The organism is Halobacteriovorax sp. ZH5_bin.2, from assembly GCF_043196375.1.
In the GTDB taxonomy this organism is placed as follows: Bacteria; Bdellovibrionota; Bacteriovoracia; order Bacteriovoracales; family Bacteriovoracaceae; genus Halobacteriovorax_A.
In genome coordinates, this window is the sequence record NZ_JBEBMJ010000004.1 from 173,927 (window position 1) to 190,320 (window position 16,394).

Sequence of the window (16,394 nt, forward strand, 5' to 3'; positions counted from 1 at the left end):
GTTAAAACTCGGGATAGAATACTTTTGCAAATCTTGAGTAATTTTCAAATTGAGGCATATGCCCTAAACCATCTAATTCAATTAGCTTAAGTTTAGGGTTTTCCTTTTTTAAGTCCTTACCTAAATTCTGATATTGACCTAACTTCCTCTTAATACCTTTTCTCTTCCAACCTCGTCCAGGACCAGTTCGATCACGAGTCCCTAAGATTAAAACCGTTTTGGCCTTAATCTTTGAAAATTTAACAACAATATTATCATTAAAAATTGGGCCATAAGTTAAGGCCGCATTCCATGCAACATCATCATAATCAGGGCCATTTAACCACCCTTTAAAAGGAGTCAGAAGTTCTTCATATGGTTCGGCCCAGGCACCATCATAGTAATTCTTCTTTTGATAATTTCTAGCACCATCAACCGTTTTATTTTTTTCTATATGATAGAAAAACTCTGGGTCTTTATATTCTGCATAATCAAGATATGCTTCTAGGCCAATAGGATTTACAAGAATTACTTTCTTAATATCTCGATACATTGCTCCCATATTAACGGCCAGCATCCCCCCCATTGAGTGGCCGACAACAGTATACTTTTTTATGCCAATAGACTTTAGAAGATCATGTGTGTTCTTTGCTAGTTGAGGAAAGCTATAACTATAGTTCTTAGGTTTAGAACTTTTTCCAAAGCCAATTTGATCAGGGATGATAACTCGGTAACCTTTCTTTACAAGATCATTTGCTACTCGCTCCCAGTAAAATCCTGCAAAGTTTTTACCGTGAAGAAGAACGGCCACCTTATGTTTTGATTTGCCAATATCCATATAGCGCATTTTTAACTTCTGCCTTTGAGAAGAAAGCTCATATGTTTTTACAGGAAAGGGGTATTTAAATTGTGATAATTCAGCATCAAAGCTTAGTTTATTTTCAGTGCTGGTTGCACAAGAAACGAGAAGTAGCGCTAGAATTAGCGTCGAGATAATTTTCATTTTACATCCTTTGTTAGCATGTAAAATTCTAAAAACGACTAGCGTGGATGTAAACCCAACTAACAAAGAGTTAACAAATCAAATGTTTAAGTCGGATACTTAGATACGAATTCCAAAGCCTAGTGATGACTGATATTCATGTTCATCATCAGTGAAGATAACGTTCATCCCTGCATTTAGCGTAAATACATTCATAAGATTAATTGCAAGACCTGTTCCTGCATATGGATTAACGTATGTGGCAGGCTCAACAGTTGTTGTCACTCCTGCTTCAGTTCTTTCATACTTACTATCACGTGCGTGTGCTCCGGCCCTTAAATACCAATTTAGAGCTCGCCCAACATTGAATGAACTTCTAAGCCCAAGCATATAATTAGTTGAATTATCGCTGATATCAACACCTGTATCAAATGACTCATCTTCTTTTGCCTGTGTCACCTCTGCTTCAAGTGATAAGTACTTTGGGCCATAGTTTGCTCTTAGGCCGTAAAAGAGACGACTAGACGTATGAGGAGTTGGAAGAATCTTTTGTACACGCTCATACCCTACTACAGGCTCAATTTCCAAATTACCGCTCTTAAAGCCACCAAAGCTTCGTCCTTGAGCAAAAGTTGAAAGAGAGATAATAATTGTAAGTGCAGCTAGTAGTAGTTGAGTTTTCATAAAACTATTATCGCACGTCTATAGGGGCAATGTATTTGAGAGGTAAATTTGGCCTAAGGTGAAATTTAGGTACAAAAAAAGACCGCATTTGCGATCTGACATTTAATTGGGAATTTTAATTTGATTCAAAATGGCGGAGACTGACCTGCGGCACGTGCGTAAGCACAGTGACGTTGAGTCTGCTTAATATGCATAAGAAAAAAACAAGCGTTAGCGCCAGTTTTTTTGTGATCAATTTGATGTTGGATTTAATAAAAGAATTATTTGATTCAAAATGGCGGAGAAGGCGAGATTTGAACTCGCGGTACCCGGAGGTACGACACCTTAGCAAGGTGCTGGATTCGGCCACTCTCCCACTTCTCCACTAAGAAAAAAAGTGGCGGAGGACACAGGATTCGAACCTGCGGAGCTCGCGCTCAACGGTTTTCAAAACCGCCGCTTTCGACCACTCAGCCAATCCTCCGCAAAATACAAATATTTTGCATTCGTGAGATATATTATTAAGATTCTTACACACATTTGTCAACGCTTTAATGCATTTATTAATGCAAGAATATTTTGACGGTCTCTTGCGGCTGGGCTGAGCGTCAAATATCTTTGAAATTTATCAATGGCAAGGTTAGGTTGACCAAGTTCTTTATACAGAAATCCCATCATCTTATTTAAGTCTGGATCGTTCGGATTAAGCCTGTTAGCGCGCTGAAAGAACTGTAGTGATGGTACAAACTCTCTTGTTTGAAACGTTAGTTTTCCCATTGAGAAAATGGCATCAAAATAGTTTTTATTAATCTGTATTGCCTTAGATAAATTCTTTTTGGCCTCTTGGACTTTTTTGCCTATTAAATAAATTTCCCCTAGCATATAGTATCCAAACTCTGAATTTGGATGCTTTTCAATTTCAACGAGGGCCGCTTTTTCAGCATCTCTGAATTTTCTTTGGCTAAAAAGAATCTTAGAACGATAGTAATTAATCCTAGGGTAAGTAGGTAATCTCTTTTCTAAGATGTCTATATGCTGATTAGCAAGGCCGTAGTTATTCATATGAATATACGTGATGATTAGCTTTTCTCTTACGAGAAGGTTTCCTGGCTCGTATACAAGAAGTTTAATCGCGTTCTCTACTAACTCTTTATAATTTCTTTCAATCTCAGAAACTTCAACTAGGTAAGAGTATAGTGCACCATCTTTTTTATTCAGACGATCCAGAACCTCTTTCATCTCACGATAGGCTTCGTAGTTCTGATCACGATAGTAGAAGACTGCAATTTGCCCATAAAGCTTAGGGTTATCTCTGTGCTCTAAGAGTTCTTGACGAAGATAACCAATAGCAGTTGTCACACCATCTGTTTCGTAAAGGACCTTACTGTTTAAGATTTTATAATCAATATTGGAAGGGTTTAATCCCATCGCCTCATTTAGAAAAATCTTTGTTTGTTTAAACTTTTTATTTTTGAAAGCAATCTTGGCCATTTCAAACTGAGCAATATCACTAAGAGGATTTACTCTTGCTGCGGCCTTAAATTTATCAAAGGCCATCTTATCATTTGCAATTAAATTATAATAAAGTCCTAAGAGCATATGAAATTCAAAAGTCTCTCTAAATTTCTCACTTGTCGATAAGGCCGATAGTAAACGTTTGGCCTCATCTTTCTTGTAAGACATAATATTTGCTTTAATAAGCGCATAATTAATTCGAGGATTAACCGGATGCAATGCTCTAAGTTTAGTTAGTGTTGTTATCGCAAAATCAAAATACCCTCTTTTGACTTGTAGCTCTGCTAAGTAAAGTTTTGCATCAATACTCGTCTCATCCAACGAAACAGCTCTTAAGGCCAATTCAAAGGCCCTATCCCAATTTAAAAGCGCAACTTCGTCTTTTGATTGCCTAATAAGAACTTTAATCTTACTTGTTGAAATAACTTTTTGAGTGAGATCACTTCCCGCTACATCTAAAGTTGCAAGAGTATCTCTTAGAGATTCATCATCATAGATCTTAAGTGATTGTTGGAATAACTTTGTCGCACCTTGAATGTCCTTATTATAGGCTTTAACAAAACCCATAAATTTTAAACCTTGGGCAAAGTTATATGGTGATCCACCACCGTATTTTGCAATTAAGATCGAGGCAATCTTATTTAGTTCGCCCATTTTTTCTAATTCTAAGAGGAGGTCTCCATATATAATTAAGAATCGGTAATCACTTTGAAATTTTGTCTTATTCTCAGTTATAAGCTTAAGGGCCTCTGTACTATTCTCATTTAAGAGTAAGTAGTTAACCATTGCATCAATCGATTCAACTGTTCTTAGCTTTGCTTTAAATAGCTTGTCATAAACAATCTTGGCCTTATCGAGCTCACCTGCTTTTAAAAGATAATTCAAGTAAATTGAAAACATCTTAATGGAAGGCTTATTCGATTTTAAATAATTATATCTCTCGATAGCAAAAATCGCCGTTTCATACTTTTGAAAATAGGCATAGAATTGAGCGGCACCAATAACGACATCAATATCTGAGAGAAGCTTAGACTCTTCAATTCTAATAAGCTTAGACAGAACCTGACCTGCTTCAAATTTATTTTGTGTATCAATTAGTAAATCACTATAAGCGTGGATTAATTTGCTAATTGCAGGGTTTCCTGAAAACTTATAGCGAAGCGAGAGATTAAATTTGTTGGCCGCACTAATACGATTTACAAAGCCTTCTTGTTTAAACAAGGCCATACCTTCTTTATAGGCTAATTGTGCTTTTTGAGGTTGAGCAACTTCAGTTGCAACAGGAAATGAGATCTTTGGAACAACGACTGTTTCAATATCTTTCTTCTCTTCTGGCAATAGGAAGATGATTGTCACCACAAGAAATAATACAACAACGAGGTTTCTTTTCTTATTACTAGTAACTTCTTTCTTTTCGACTTTCTTTTGAACAACTTTTTTCTTCGGCTTCTTTTTAAGTCTACGCTCTTCCTGCATAATCTGAAGTTCAATATCACTATAATCTTCAGTCTTTGTTGGAAGCTCTTCTTTCTTTAATTCTGCAAGATTAAACATCTGAGTTGCAGCATCAGCATCCACAACTTCCTCAGGTTCCGGTTCTGGCTCTTTATCTTTCCCCTCACCTTCTTCACCTTCAGAATCTTCGTCATCGCTATCAAGATCAAACTCTTCTCTAAAATTATTTACAACGACAGTTTTAGCTACATCCTCGTCATCTTCTTGATTAGGACTTTGCTTTTTCAAACTAGAAACATTAACGAGAACTGTTTTATCAATTGGAGGAGGGCCTTCTTCTTCGACCTCATCCTTTGCTTCATCTTCTAATTCTTTCTTGGCCTTAAACTTCTCTTCGATCTCCTGATAGTCAATATCGATATCTTTGTCCTTAGAGAACTTAAATTCATTAAAGGCCGTCTTATCTTCACCAATTAGCGTGTGATGCTTTTGCTCACTATCTGTTTGAGCATATTTTACTTCTTTTTCTGTTTTTTCTTTAACAGGCGCTGGTTCTTCTATTTTAGAAAAGAGCTCACTTAGTTCTGGAATTGCATTTACAGGGGCCCAATCCCCAGTTGGAAACTTTTGAAATAGACATGAGTCATCGATTGCATCTTTATGACCCAACTCGATTAATTCTGAAAATACAAAGGGGCCCAAAACCTTATTCGATTTGGTTTTGACACGAAACTTTATCATGTCTTCATTATCCTAAGTATTTGAATTTAAATCAAATCTAGGCTGTGCGTGGATTATTTTTCACAATACCGAATATATTCTGTCTGTATGCTAGTGAAATAATCAAGAATATCGTCGAAAGTAATTGTAAATTCGTTAGATAATCCATGTGTAAATAAACAATATGTCCTATTAAAAATAAGTAGGCCACATGTACAATCCCCATTAGTTTTGAAACAAGCGGAGAATAATCAACCTTAATAGCAAATATTAATAAGTAGATGACTAAGAATAATTGATAAAAACTATCAATACCAAATGTTGGAAGATAGATAACTGCACTAGTCAAACATATCGACATAAGTTGAATGGCCTGATAACGAGTATCCACTTTTATAAACGAGAATATCACCTGCACACATAGGAATAGAAGGTAGAAATAAGGACTTAACTCTATATTCAAACTGATAAATCTTTCTAAGACAGATAAGCAGAAAATATATTGTAGGATTGATAGATATGGGCGCTTCTTTTCCTTAGGCATTAATAATGCTGTCGTAACAACAATTAAGATCTCATAAAAGAAATTCCCTAACTCAACACCTTGGAACTCTTTCACAAAGAAATAAACTACTGCGATGACAATCCAAGCGAGGATATAAAATAGGCTATGCTCACTCTTTTTGTCCGTATCAAAAAAACATAGTGCCCCTAAAAGCAGTACAATATCCGTAACACCAGTAAAATTCCAAATATTAAAAAGTGAAAACCATAAAAGTGTAAAACCTTTAAATAAAGATCTTAAGTCACCCTTACTATTAAAAAAGAAAAATGAAAAAGTAACTGCTGTTACAGCAAAATAACTTCTCTCTGTTGAAGAGAAAACAAAATCTTTAAATAGAAAATAAAACACACCTAAGAAAATAACTGAAAGAATCGATGTGCGTTGCTTTTCATTAATCCCAGAATATTTCTCTAAAATAGAGTTTAAAAAATATGTAACAGGATAGAATAATAATAGTGAATAAAAATTAGCTTGCATGGTTTAACTCCATACTCTTGTTACAGAAATCGACAAATATTGTAAGTAGAACCATCAAAGGTATCAGCTTTGCTAGACCTGAAACAAATGAAATCGATAAGATTATCGTCAGCATTGAAATATTAGCTGTCATAATAAATTGCATACGCTCCTTAGAACCTTTAATGAACTCAGATAATCCAAGTAAACTAAGGGACGTAAGTAATAGTGGTAATGTATGAACTTGAGTAAGTAGCAATAGAGATAGAGCAAGAATATTAATCGAATTAGTAACTCTTGATCTAAAATGAAGTCCTATTAAAAGAAGAACAATAAAAGGAACTATGATAATTGCGGAACTTGAAACATATTCTGCGTAATTGATAAGTGTTAGATATTTCAAAATGATAAGAGATAGTAAGACATTATCTTCTTTAGAAAAGAAAATGAATAATAAAGATGAAACGACTAGTGAATAGAAAAGATAGTAGAATTGATCTTTGAAGATTAATAGTCCTATTAAATTCACAAATAAATAAGCTAGAAATTTAAAATTATGTAATTTTGCAATCGAAAGTAGTGACATCGCTGCAAGGACAAAAGTTGCTAAGTTTGTAGCACCAAAGATAGCAAAAGCAAGAGGTGCCATTAATGACAAGCTTAGTGAATCAGACTTTCTTAAAAGATATAAGGTAAATAAGGCACCAACTGCTGGTAAGAAGCCAAATTCTATTCCCAAAGTTAATCCTGAGAATCCTGTTGCATACATAGTGCCACTAAATACAAAGCATAAAATAGCCGAAATAAGTATAGAAGCTATAAGAATAAGATGCTCTTTATTATAACTCATTTCATTACCACCTGGATAATTAGTACGAGAAAATACGATGCCATAAGAATCATACTTAATGCTCGTACACTTCGATAAGATAGAGCAAATACGCCAATATGTGATCGACTCATACTTATCTGAGAACTTGCTGTATCTTTAGATGCAAAAATTTCATCAAGAAATGCAAATCGTTTCATATTTCCTAAGTTAACTTTAGTCCCAATCATTGTTGTAAGTTCGGTTAACTTGATAGCAAGCCCAAAAACTAAAAGATTTAAAGTAAAATAAGAACCTACTGCATAGTAAATAGGGCCTCTGTTGATATCACCAATAAAGCCTTGGAAATAAATTAGCCCAAAAGAAATTAAGCTAATTGTGATTAAACAATAGAGAAATTCGAACCACTGAAGCTCTTGGCGATTCTTTAGTGTAGATTCAGTATTTAGTAGAAATACTATCGTCGCAACAAAGAAGGTTAAGACGAGAATCCCCGTATTTTCAATTGTAAAGGCCAAAGTAAATAGGCCCAATAACCAAACCTGATCAAATAATTCATATGAAAAGTACTTTTTTAGTACTTGTATCTCTTGCGCTAAAATATTCTTTGTAGCGATCAAGGACTTCCCTACATAAAAGAAAACTAGAATCGACATCAATAGCGACTCTAAATTCAATAAGACTGCAATAATTGAAGTTAGTAAGAATACGGCCTTAAAGATACTGGCCTTACTAATGACAGCTAAGAAAAGTAGAATCGATAAAGAGATAAGGAATATATTAAGAGTCGGTGAAATATGCTGGATATTTGATAATAACAAAAATGACATTATCACGCCGTCCGTAATAGCAAAGTCATCATCATTTGAATGTAAAAAGCTTAAAAATAAATATGCCGAAAATAGGTACTTGAATGAAGCGGACTTATCAACAAGTGTAAGAAAACAAATTATAGCTATTTTTAAGATTGCTAAAGATCGAAACTTAAAGTCCACCCTTGAGAAATTAAACAAGCTACATGTACTAAAACCTATAATCTTTAAATTAATATCAATTGGTAGAAGTAAGATACCAAATGGTAAAACTTCAAAAACCTTACGCTTAGACTGATCAATTACTAAGTAAGAAAAAACAAAAGGTATAATGGTATTAAAGAAATCAAATTCAACACCAGCAAAGTAATAAGTAAAATTTAAAAGTATAGGAAAAATGCTAATAAAGGCCTTAGCATAATTATTTAATCGACTACTAAAATGAAGGCCAATTAATGCTAGGATGAATAATGAGATATTAATATAAATCATTTTAAACCCTGCCTTACTTTAAACTCTTTGAAGATAGCATTGATAATAAGAAAGATAGGAGCTGAATAAATAAAAATCATGACTCCATCACCTAAACTAATAGACTCTTGTACCCTTAGATCAATTAACAGAAGAAAAATTGCTATGATTGTAAAAAGAGAGAAAAGTTTTTTTGTAAATCTCTTAGTGAAGAGATAAACACCAATATTAATAACAAATAGAGTTGATAATAGTGTAAATGGATCGATATTATGCATTCTTATCTCCATCTAAATTCACAATTGATAAAAATGCTATAAATACTAGCAGTACACTAAATTTTAATAATATTGTCCAATCAACATGTGTATCAACATTAAAGTTGTTAATTGAACCAATTAATCCACCGCTACTCTTAAGGTGATAGATATTAACTGAGAATACACCCAGTACGATTGTCGTAAATAGGAAGTAAGGCAGATACTCAAAACGCTTAAACCTAACTTCAGAAGTTGGAAAACAATATTCAACAACACTTAGAATTAGAATAAGCAGAGATAAGAAAATAAATAAGAAGTACAGTAGCACAGTTGATGATACACCTAGAAAATTTAAGAGAAGCATCGTTAGTGATACTGGATATAGAATCATCGTATATCTCTTCTTAGAAAATGCTGCCAACAAGAAGAATATAATGATTAAGATATTAAAATACATTGAATACCTTTGTAATACATAAAATCATAATAACGACTAAACTAAAGACGGCCCTACTGCGAGCGCTACTAAGTATAGTCGAATAGTCTTTGAGTGGTTGAAACTTTAAGTAAGTGTTACTCAAGATAATTAAAATGGTTTGATAAATTAAAACAAAAAGCGTTATGACAAAATAGTATAAAGCTACCGATTCAAACTTACTTTTAAACAGCAGTGACCAATCAGTATTAGTAAAAGTTAAATTAATAAAGAAGAGAGCAATAAAACTTTGGTATAAAAGCCTTACATATGAGCACTGTATACTAATATATTTCTTATCAGAGTAAATAGAACCAGCCTTTATAACTTCAATCTCAGTCGTATAAAAAAGAGCTAAGATCGGAAAAGCGAAAAATAATTTTATTAGGAAGCTATTAGACTGAATCAATGAGTAAATAATTAAAAGAGTACTCAGGACAATAAGCTGGCATATAACAATTTGAGTCTTTTCAATAATCTCAGAACGAATAAGAGAGAGTCTAAATCTAAAAATACCAACGAATACAGTGACCGCAACCATTAGAGCATAGAATGGTAAGATATATCTAATCTCATTTGTGAGTAAGAAAAACGCAGATAATGTCTGTCCAAAGATGGCCAAAAACAAGATCACGATAAAAGAGTTAAAACTTAAAGCATCAACACTTTCAACACTGTGAGAAGCTGCTAAATATTTCTTCAGGCTCAAAGTTGGTAAGATTTCTTTTGAGTTAAGAAGAGAACCCATTAATTGAATAACGATTAGCCAAAGCGGCAAAGCAATAATTAGTTCCAAGAACTATCCTCTTTAATTTTAGATAATTACAAAATAAGTAGTATTAAAATTGTAGCAAGACCAATCAATATTGAATACGCTTCTTTGTAAAAATCTAGCGTTTGGGCACCAAGAATGACAACAGTAATCATGGCAATAACCTGAAATACAATAAGAAGCTTAAATGTCGTCTTAAATGAAGTTAAGTTTGATTTGGCCAGATGAGACTCACGATTAAGTTTCTTGAAAGGAGCCTGGGCCATTTTAGGTTTGAAAAACAAGGGGTAGCCTAAGACTACCCCAAGAATAATAAAGAAAATTAAAGATGTTAGTAGTACTAATTCCATACTACTTAATTAGGAGCAAGGCTCCGTTAGCAAGAGCGATAAGCTTTTGCCAGAAAATACCAAGAAGTACAACTGGAAGCGTATAAGCACCAATTACTAGTTGGTTGATAAATCCGAAACCACCGATTTGCTCATCAGACTCTGCATCTTTAAGAATCATTACACGAACAACTTTCATGTAGTAATAAAGAGAGATTACAGAGTTAAGAGCAGTAATAACCGCTAGTACATAGAATTTCTTATCAATAATTGCAGCAAGAATGTTGAACTTAGCTACGAATCCCGATAATGGAGGAAGACCAGCTAAAGAGAACATTGTAATCGCCATAGCAATTGCCATAACTGGATGCTTCTTAATAAGACCTGAGAAACGATCGATATGATCATTACCGTAGTGATCTTGAATGAATGAAGCAACATAGAATGCTACAAGAGTCATAAATAAGTAAGTTACAGAATAGAAAAGAATTGCTGTCCATCCTGATTTACCAAGTACAATCGCACCAAGCATCATTACACCAGCGTGTGAAATTGAAGAGAAAGCAAGCATTCTCTTAATTGAGCGCTGACCGATAGCTGAAACGTTACCAACTGTCATTGTAAGAGCAGCTACGATACTTAGAAGAACTAGCCAAGAGTCCTTAAGAACACCAACATCTCCACCAAAGAATACCTGAGTTAGACGAGCAAATGCTACGATCCCTGCAAACTTAGGAACTAATGAGAAGAATGCTGTAACTGGCAGAGGTGAACCTTCGTAAACATCTGGAGACCACATGTGGAAAGGCACACAAGAAATCTTATAACCAATACCTACAAAGAAAAGTAGGAATGAAGGAATAAGAATTGCTGTTTGCTCAGTTGATAGAGTTGATAGCATTGGCATAAGTTCAGAGAAGTTAATTGTCCCTAGAACACCAAAGATGTGACTCATACCAAATAACATCATACCAGCAGTTACACCACCGTATAGAACATACTTAAGACCAGCTTCAGTTGAACGTTCATCGTTCTTCTTAAGCGCGGCCATTGCATATGATAGTAGTGAAAGTGTTTCGATCCCTAAATAGAATAGAAGCATATTGTTTGCAGAAGCTAGAAGCATCCCACCAACTAAAACACCCATTGCTAAAATTGTGTATTCAGCTTTTGTTCCTTCGTAAAGATCCTTAGAGATCTTAGAAAGGTAAATAACACCAGCTGTACTTAGGATCATTACGATCTTTGCAAAACCTGAGAAGTGATCAATAACTAAAGACTTAGTAAAGATATGTGTCGGTTCAATACCAAGACCTTTAACTTGATAGATAAGCGCACATAGTAGTCCAAGCATTGAACCCCAGTAAAACATGTTTTTTGAGCCACCTTTTTCATCATTTCCGTAAGTAGCTTCGATGAGGATTAAGGCCCCCATCGTGAAGCACACTAAAAGCTCCGGAATATAATGTGAGATACTCGCTAAATAATTTAAAGCCATCACTTCACCTATTGACTATTAAAAAGTCGCTAATAATGAAACTAGTTTACCTACAGAAGCCTTCATCATATCTAGTAATGGAGATGGCCAAATACCAAATAGGATTACTGCAATACATAGTGGAACCATGTAGAAGATTTCTCTAGCATTCATATCTGTATAAGATTTGTTTTCTTCAATAACCTCACCAAAGAACATTCTCTTGAACATCCATAGTAGGTAAGCAGCACCAAGAAGAAGACCAACAACTGCAAGAACAGTGATTGTTGTAAATCTATTGTAGATCCCTAGGAAAATTAGAGCTTCAGAGATGAAACCTGAAAGTCCTGGAAGACCCATTGATGCGAACATCGCGATGATGAAAACAATTGAGAACTTTGGAAGTTGTGTATAAAGACCACCAAAACCTTTTGTTCCATCTGGTCTAACGATCCATCTGTGGTGTGATCTTTCATAAAGAATACCGATAAGAAGGAACATCATAGCTGTTGAAGTACCGTGGTTGAACATCTGAAGAACAGCACCGTTCATACCTTGAACTGTCATAGCAGCAAGACCTAGCATTACGAATCCCATGTGAGAAACTGAAGAGTATGCAACAAGTTTCTTAACATCTGTTTGTGCCATGGCACAAAATGCACCGTAAATAACGTTAATTAAACCTAGCCATGCAATTGCGTCTGCAAAGTAAACAGAAGCTGATGGGAAGATTGGGAATGCAATTCTTAGGAAACCATAAGTACCCATCTTAAGTAGTACACCGGCAAGGATAACTGAGATCGCTGTTGGTGCCTGAACGTGTGCGTGTGGTAGCCACGTGTGGAATGGGAAAACTGGAACTTTGATCGCGAAACCAATGAAAAGTGCTACAAAGAATACTTTTGCAAATGGAAGTGCCATACCAAAGATATTTACAGTTTCGTTTACAAATTTACCGCCTGAAAGCGCTAGAATATTGAATGAATCAACACCTTGTCCTGTTACGAAGTATAGAGCAACCATACCAACAAGCATTAGGATTGAACCAAAGAATGTATATAAGAAGAATTTAACAGCTGCGTACTCTCTATTCTCACCACCCCAAATTCCGATTAGGAAGAACATTGGGATTAGCATTACTTCCCAGTAAACATAAAACAGGAAGAAATCCATTGATAAGAATACACCGTAAACAGTTGATTGAAGCATTAGTAGTAATGCAAAGTAACCTTTAACTTGCTTTTTAACTGTCCATGAAGAAAGGATACAGATCGCAAAAAGAAGCGAAGTTAAAAGAACCATTGGTAATGAAATACCATCAATTCCTAGGTGATAAAAAATGTTAAACTGCGAAATCCAAGAATGTTTAATTGTAAACATCTCTTGCATACCTGGCACAGTATTGTCGAATTTCATGTATAGACAACCTGATAAAACAAGTGTGATCACAGTATTAATCAAAGACCATACTCTAATTGCCGTCTCTTTCGTCTTAGGTAATAAAAGTACCCCAAGAACACCGATCATAGGCATCCACAGAATCCAACTTAATAGATTAGAATGTGCGTTCACTGTAACTCCTTAATTCTCTTATAAAGCTAAAATATAACCAAATAGTACTAAAATAATCATTGCGATGTAGAACTGGATCTTTCCGTTTTGGATCGTTCTTAAGATAACGTTGAATAAACGTACACTTGCCCCAGTACCATCTACCATCATTGTGTCGACAAATAAGTTATCGAACCACGCTGAAACTCTCATTACAAAACGTGTAACCGTTGCCCAACCGTCAACTGCGTATCTGTCATAGACCCCCATGTCAAACTTAGCTAATAGGTTGTTAAACGGAAGAAGTCCCTTCTTGATGAAGCCACCAATATAAAGATCATCCATAAAATATTTGTTTTGTAGTGTTCTGTAATAACGGTTAAATGAGTTAACCCAGAAACCTGGATTCCATTTACCCCATAGGTACATCATCATCGCGATGAATACACCAGAGAAAGCAATCACAATCGACATACCAGCACCAATATAGTGAACCTGGTGGATGTGGTGTGCTTCTTCTTCAGATAGTCCGTAAGTTGAATCATACTTAGAAGTTGTAAATGTACCTTTTTCACGTACATCAATTGATCCAAGTTGCTCACGCTTATAGTTTTCGAACTGACCTTTCTTAGGCTTTTGAATTAAAGTTTGGAACCACTCATACTTACCGTTTGCTTTATCTGCAACTTTAACAAAACCTTGTCCTGTTAATGAACCAGAGAACCAAACACCTAGAGTAAATACAGCTAGGATAAGTAGAGGTACGTTTCTGTTCCAAGTAAGCTTTTCTTCATGACAGTGATCGTATACTTCTTTGTCTCTTGGCTTACCGTGGAAAGCTAGGAACATCATACGACACATATAGAAAGCTGTTAGTAGAGCACCCATGAAACCAAGAACTGCCGGAGCAACCATTACTGGTGAGTGAAGTGCTTCAATTAAAGCATCCCCTAGGATTCTATCTTTCGATACGAAACCAGAGAAGAATGGAATACCTGCGATTGCAAGAGTACAACACCACATTGCAAACCAAGTAAATTTCATTTTATGTCTTAGACCACCCATTCGTGGCATCTCTTGTACGTGAGCATGCGTGTGGTGATCGTGTAGAGAGTGAATAACAGAACCAGCAGCTAGGAATAGACATGCCTTGAAAACAGCGTGTGTAATCAGGTGCATGAATGCAGCATTATATGACCCAACACCAATACCTAGAACCATGTATCCTAGTTGAGAGATTGTTGAGAAAGCTAGTACCGCTTTGAAGTCTGTTTGAACAAGAGCAATTGTTGCAGCACCGAAAGCAGTAATACCACCGATATAAGCAACAAAAGTTAAAAGTCCACCAGCATCAAGTAGCGGGTAAATTCTTAGTGATAGATAAACACCAGCAGCAACCATTGTCGCAGCGTGGATTAGCGCTGAACATGGAGTTGGACCGTTCATCGCATCTGGTAGCCAAACGTTTAAAGGGAATTGCGCTGACTTACCAATTGTTCCCATAAAGATACAGAAACCAGCAAATGTTGCTAGAGGGATACCAAGTACCGCCTGACCAGCTAATCCACCAGCATCGATCGCTTTATATAGGTCTACAAAACTTACTGAACCAACAACAGTCCAAAGAGCAACAATACCTAGTAGGAAGAAAACATCCCCTACTCTTGTTGTCATGAAGGCCTTAACGTTAGCAGCACCAGCAACTTCTTTCTCGTAGTAGTGACCGATTAGAGAGTATGAACAGAATCCCATAAGCTCCCAAAAGATAAATACTGAAAATAAGTTATCTGAAAGTGCAAGACCAAGCATTGCAGAAGTGAAGAGTGACATATAAGTGAAGAAACGACCGTTTCTACCGTAGTTCATGTCATCTTTCATATACCAAGTTGAGAAAACGTGGATAAGTGTAGCAACGGCCGTAACCATCATAAGAAGAACAGCAGTCATGTTATCAATATAGATACCCATGTTTACTACGAACTCTTGCCCACCACCAGTTAGGTCAAACCAAGTGAATACTTTGTGGATATGATAATCAGCAGAGTACGTTCCGAAAACGAAGTCGCTAAAAATTCTCCACGCATAAATTGTCGAACCTGCGATTGCTGCACAACTGATCGCTACAGCAGTTCTCGTAAAGCGTGATGCAATAAATGCATTAATCACGAAAGCAAAGAACGGTAGTAGAACAATTGGAGCAATACTTGAAATCGTATAATCCATTTTTTTCCCTTATATCTCTAATTAACTTTTTAGTTCAGTTGCATCATCAATATGAATCGAATCTTTAACTTGGAAGAAACGAATCACGATTGCTAAACCAACGGCCGCTTCAGCAGCAGCAACAATAATAATGAATAGTGACATGATATTTCCGTCAATATTCTGGTTTGCGTATCTTGTGTAGGCAGCAAAGTTAAGAGCAGCTGCGTTTAAAATTAGTTCAACACCAAGAAGGATCGCGATAATATTCTTTCTCGCTACCATTACTGCAATGCCTGCAAGGAATAAAAAGAAAGAAATTAGTAAGTAAGAAGATAAAGTCATCATTTTTTTAATCTCCTTGGTCTAGAAATTACTGCTGCACCAACAAGAGCTCCAAGAAGCAGGATTGAAGAAATTTCGAAAGCTAGTACGTGATCCGTAATTAGCTTAGTTCCGATCTCTTCAACTGTTGATTGCATATCTTCCAGTTGCACATGTTTTTGAATTTTTAAAACAGGTGCTAGGATTTTCATTAATACAAAACTGATTACAAGCATCATGATTGCTGCAATAGTGTACGTTTTAGTCGTTCCCATTGCTGCTACTTTCTTGATCCCCAGCTTATTGTAAGCTTGTTCAATCCCACCAGTTAACATGATGGCAAATAGCATGAGAATAACAACACCACCAGCATATACAACTAACTGAGTAGCAGCTAAGAAGTCAGCGCCTAGAGTTGCATAAAGACCAGCTACTCCAAAAAGAGTAAGTAGAAGGTAGATACATGCATGCATTAAATTTTTTGAAACGGCGACAAGGAATGCTCCTATAACTGTAGCCGCTGCTGAAATTAAAAACATTGAGTTAATAAACATTTC

General features: G+C 35.6%; 15 protein-coding genes and 2 tRNA genes. All 17 read right to left on the minus strand.

Annotated elements, in window-relative coordinates; translation table 11 throughout:
- Nucleotide 1: 1 nt before the first annotated feature.
- Nucleotides 2-982, minus strand: coding sequence for an alpha/beta fold hydrolase (locus ABMA76_RS11695; protein ID WP_392910901.1), 981 nt, complete (start codon nucleotides 980-982; stop codon nucleotides 2-4).
- A 99-nt stretch (nucleotides 983-1,081) separates the two neighbouring features.
- Nucleotides 1,082-1,645 (minus strand): outer membrane beta-barrel protein, encoded by a 564-nt coding sequence (locus ABMA76_RS11700; RefSeq protein ID WP_392910899.1) that lies wholly within the window; start codon nucleotides 1,643-1,645, stop codon nucleotides 1,082-1,084.
- 275 nt (nucleotides 1,646-1,920) lie between these two features.
- Nucleotides 1,921-2,008, minus strand: a tRNA-Ser gene (locus ABMA76_RS11705).
- A 14-nt stretch (nucleotides 2,009-2,022) separates the two neighbouring features.
- Nucleotides 2,023-2,108 (minus strand) — tRNA-Ser (locus ABMA76_RS11710).
- Between the two features lie 59 nt (nucleotides 2,109-2,167).
- The gene (locus ABMA76_RS11715) at nucleotides 2,168-5,335 is read right to left on the minus strand and encodes a hypothetical protein (RefSeq protein ID WP_393061658.1); all 3,168 of its coding nucleotides are present in this window, start codon (nucleotides 5,333-5,335) and stop codon (nucleotides 2,168-2,170) included.
- 37 nt (nucleotides 5,336-5,372) lie between these two features.
- Entirely contained in the window at nucleotides 5,373-6,356 is a 984-nt protein-coding gene (locus ABMA76_RS11720) for a hypothetical protein (protein WP_393061660.1), read from the minus strand.
- Nucleotides 6,346-7,074, minus strand: a complete 729-nt coding sequence (locus tag ABMA76_RS11725; RefSeq protein WP_393061662.1) for a hypothetical protein — start codon at nucleotides 7,072-7,074, stop codon at nucleotides 6,346-6,348. Before ABMA76_RS11725 ends, ABMA76_RS11720 begins: the two co-directional genes overlap by 11 nt.
- Before the next feature lie 107 nt (nucleotides 7,075-7,181).
- Complete coding sequence (locus ABMA76_RS11730; RefSeq protein WP_393056983.1) at nucleotides 7,182-8,468, minus strand: hypothetical protein; 1,287 nt, start codon at nucleotides 8,466-8,468, stop codon at nucleotides 7,182-7,184.
- On the minus strand, nucleotides 8,465-8,725 hold the full coding sequence (locus tag ABMA76_RS11735; protein WP_392861294.1) for a hypothetical protein: 261 nt from the start codon (nucleotides 8,723-8,725) through the stop codon (nucleotides 8,465-8,467). The genes ABMA76_RS11730 and ABMA76_RS11735 overlap by 4 nt, the downstream gene beginning before the upstream one ends.
- Entirely contained in the window at nucleotides 8,718-9,164 is a 447-nt protein-coding gene (locus ABMA76_RS11740; protein ID WP_392861296.1) for a hypothetical protein, read from the minus strand. The genes ABMA76_RS11735 and ABMA76_RS11740 overlap by 8 nt, the downstream gene beginning before the upstream one ends.
- Entirely contained in the window at nucleotides 9,154-9,978 is an 825-nt protein-coding gene (locus ABMA76_RS11745; protein WP_393056981.1) for a hypothetical protein, read from the minus strand. The genes ABMA76_RS11740 and ABMA76_RS11745 overlap by 11 nt, the downstream gene beginning before the upstream one ends.
- Nucleotides 9,979-10,004: 26 nt before the next feature.
- Nucleotides 10,005-10,304, minus strand: coding sequence for a hypothetical protein (locus tag ABMA76_RS11750; RefSeq protein ID WP_392861299.1), 300 nt, complete (start codon nucleotides 10,302-10,304; stop codon nucleotides 10,005-10,007).
- Between the two features lies 1 nt (nucleotide 10,305).
- Nucleotides 10,306-11,781: an NADH-quinone oxidoreductase subunit N gene (locus tag ABMA76_RS11755; protein ID WP_393061664.1), complete on the minus strand. Its 1,476-nt coding sequence runs from the start codon at nucleotides 11,779-11,781 to the stop codon at nucleotides 10,306-10,308.
- An 18-nt stretch (nucleotides 11,782-11,799) separates the two neighbouring features.
- Nucleotides 11,800-13,332: a NuoM family protein gene (locus ABMA76_RS11760; protein ID WP_392861301.1), complete on the minus strand. Its 1,533-nt coding sequence runs from the start codon at nucleotides 13,330-13,332 to the stop codon at nucleotides 11,800-11,802.
- Between the two features lie 18 nt (nucleotides 13,333-13,350).
- Nucleotides 13,351-15,534: an NADH-quinone oxidoreductase subunit L gene (locus ABMA76_RS11765; RefSeq protein WP_392861302.1), complete on the minus strand. Its 2,184-nt coding sequence runs from the start codon at nucleotides 15,532-15,534 to the stop codon at nucleotides 13,351-13,353.
- Nucleotides 15,535-15,555: 21 nt separating this feature from the next.
- The gene (gene nuoK / locus ABMA76_RS11770; RefSeq protein WP_103218558.1) at nucleotides 15,556-15,861 is read right to left on the minus strand and encodes an NADH-quinone oxidoreductase subunit NuoK; all 306 of its coding nucleotides are present in this window, start codon (nucleotides 15,859-15,861) and stop codon (nucleotides 15,556-15,558) included.
- On the minus strand, nucleotides 15,858-16,391 hold the full coding sequence (locus ABMA76_RS11775) for an NADH-quinone oxidoreductase subunit J (protein WP_103218559.1): 534 nt from the start codon (nucleotides 16,389-16,391) through the stop codon (nucleotides 15,858-15,860). Before ABMA76_RS11775 ends, nuoK begins: the two co-directional genes overlap by 4 nt.
- Nucleotides 16,392-16,394 lie beyond the last annotated feature (3 nt).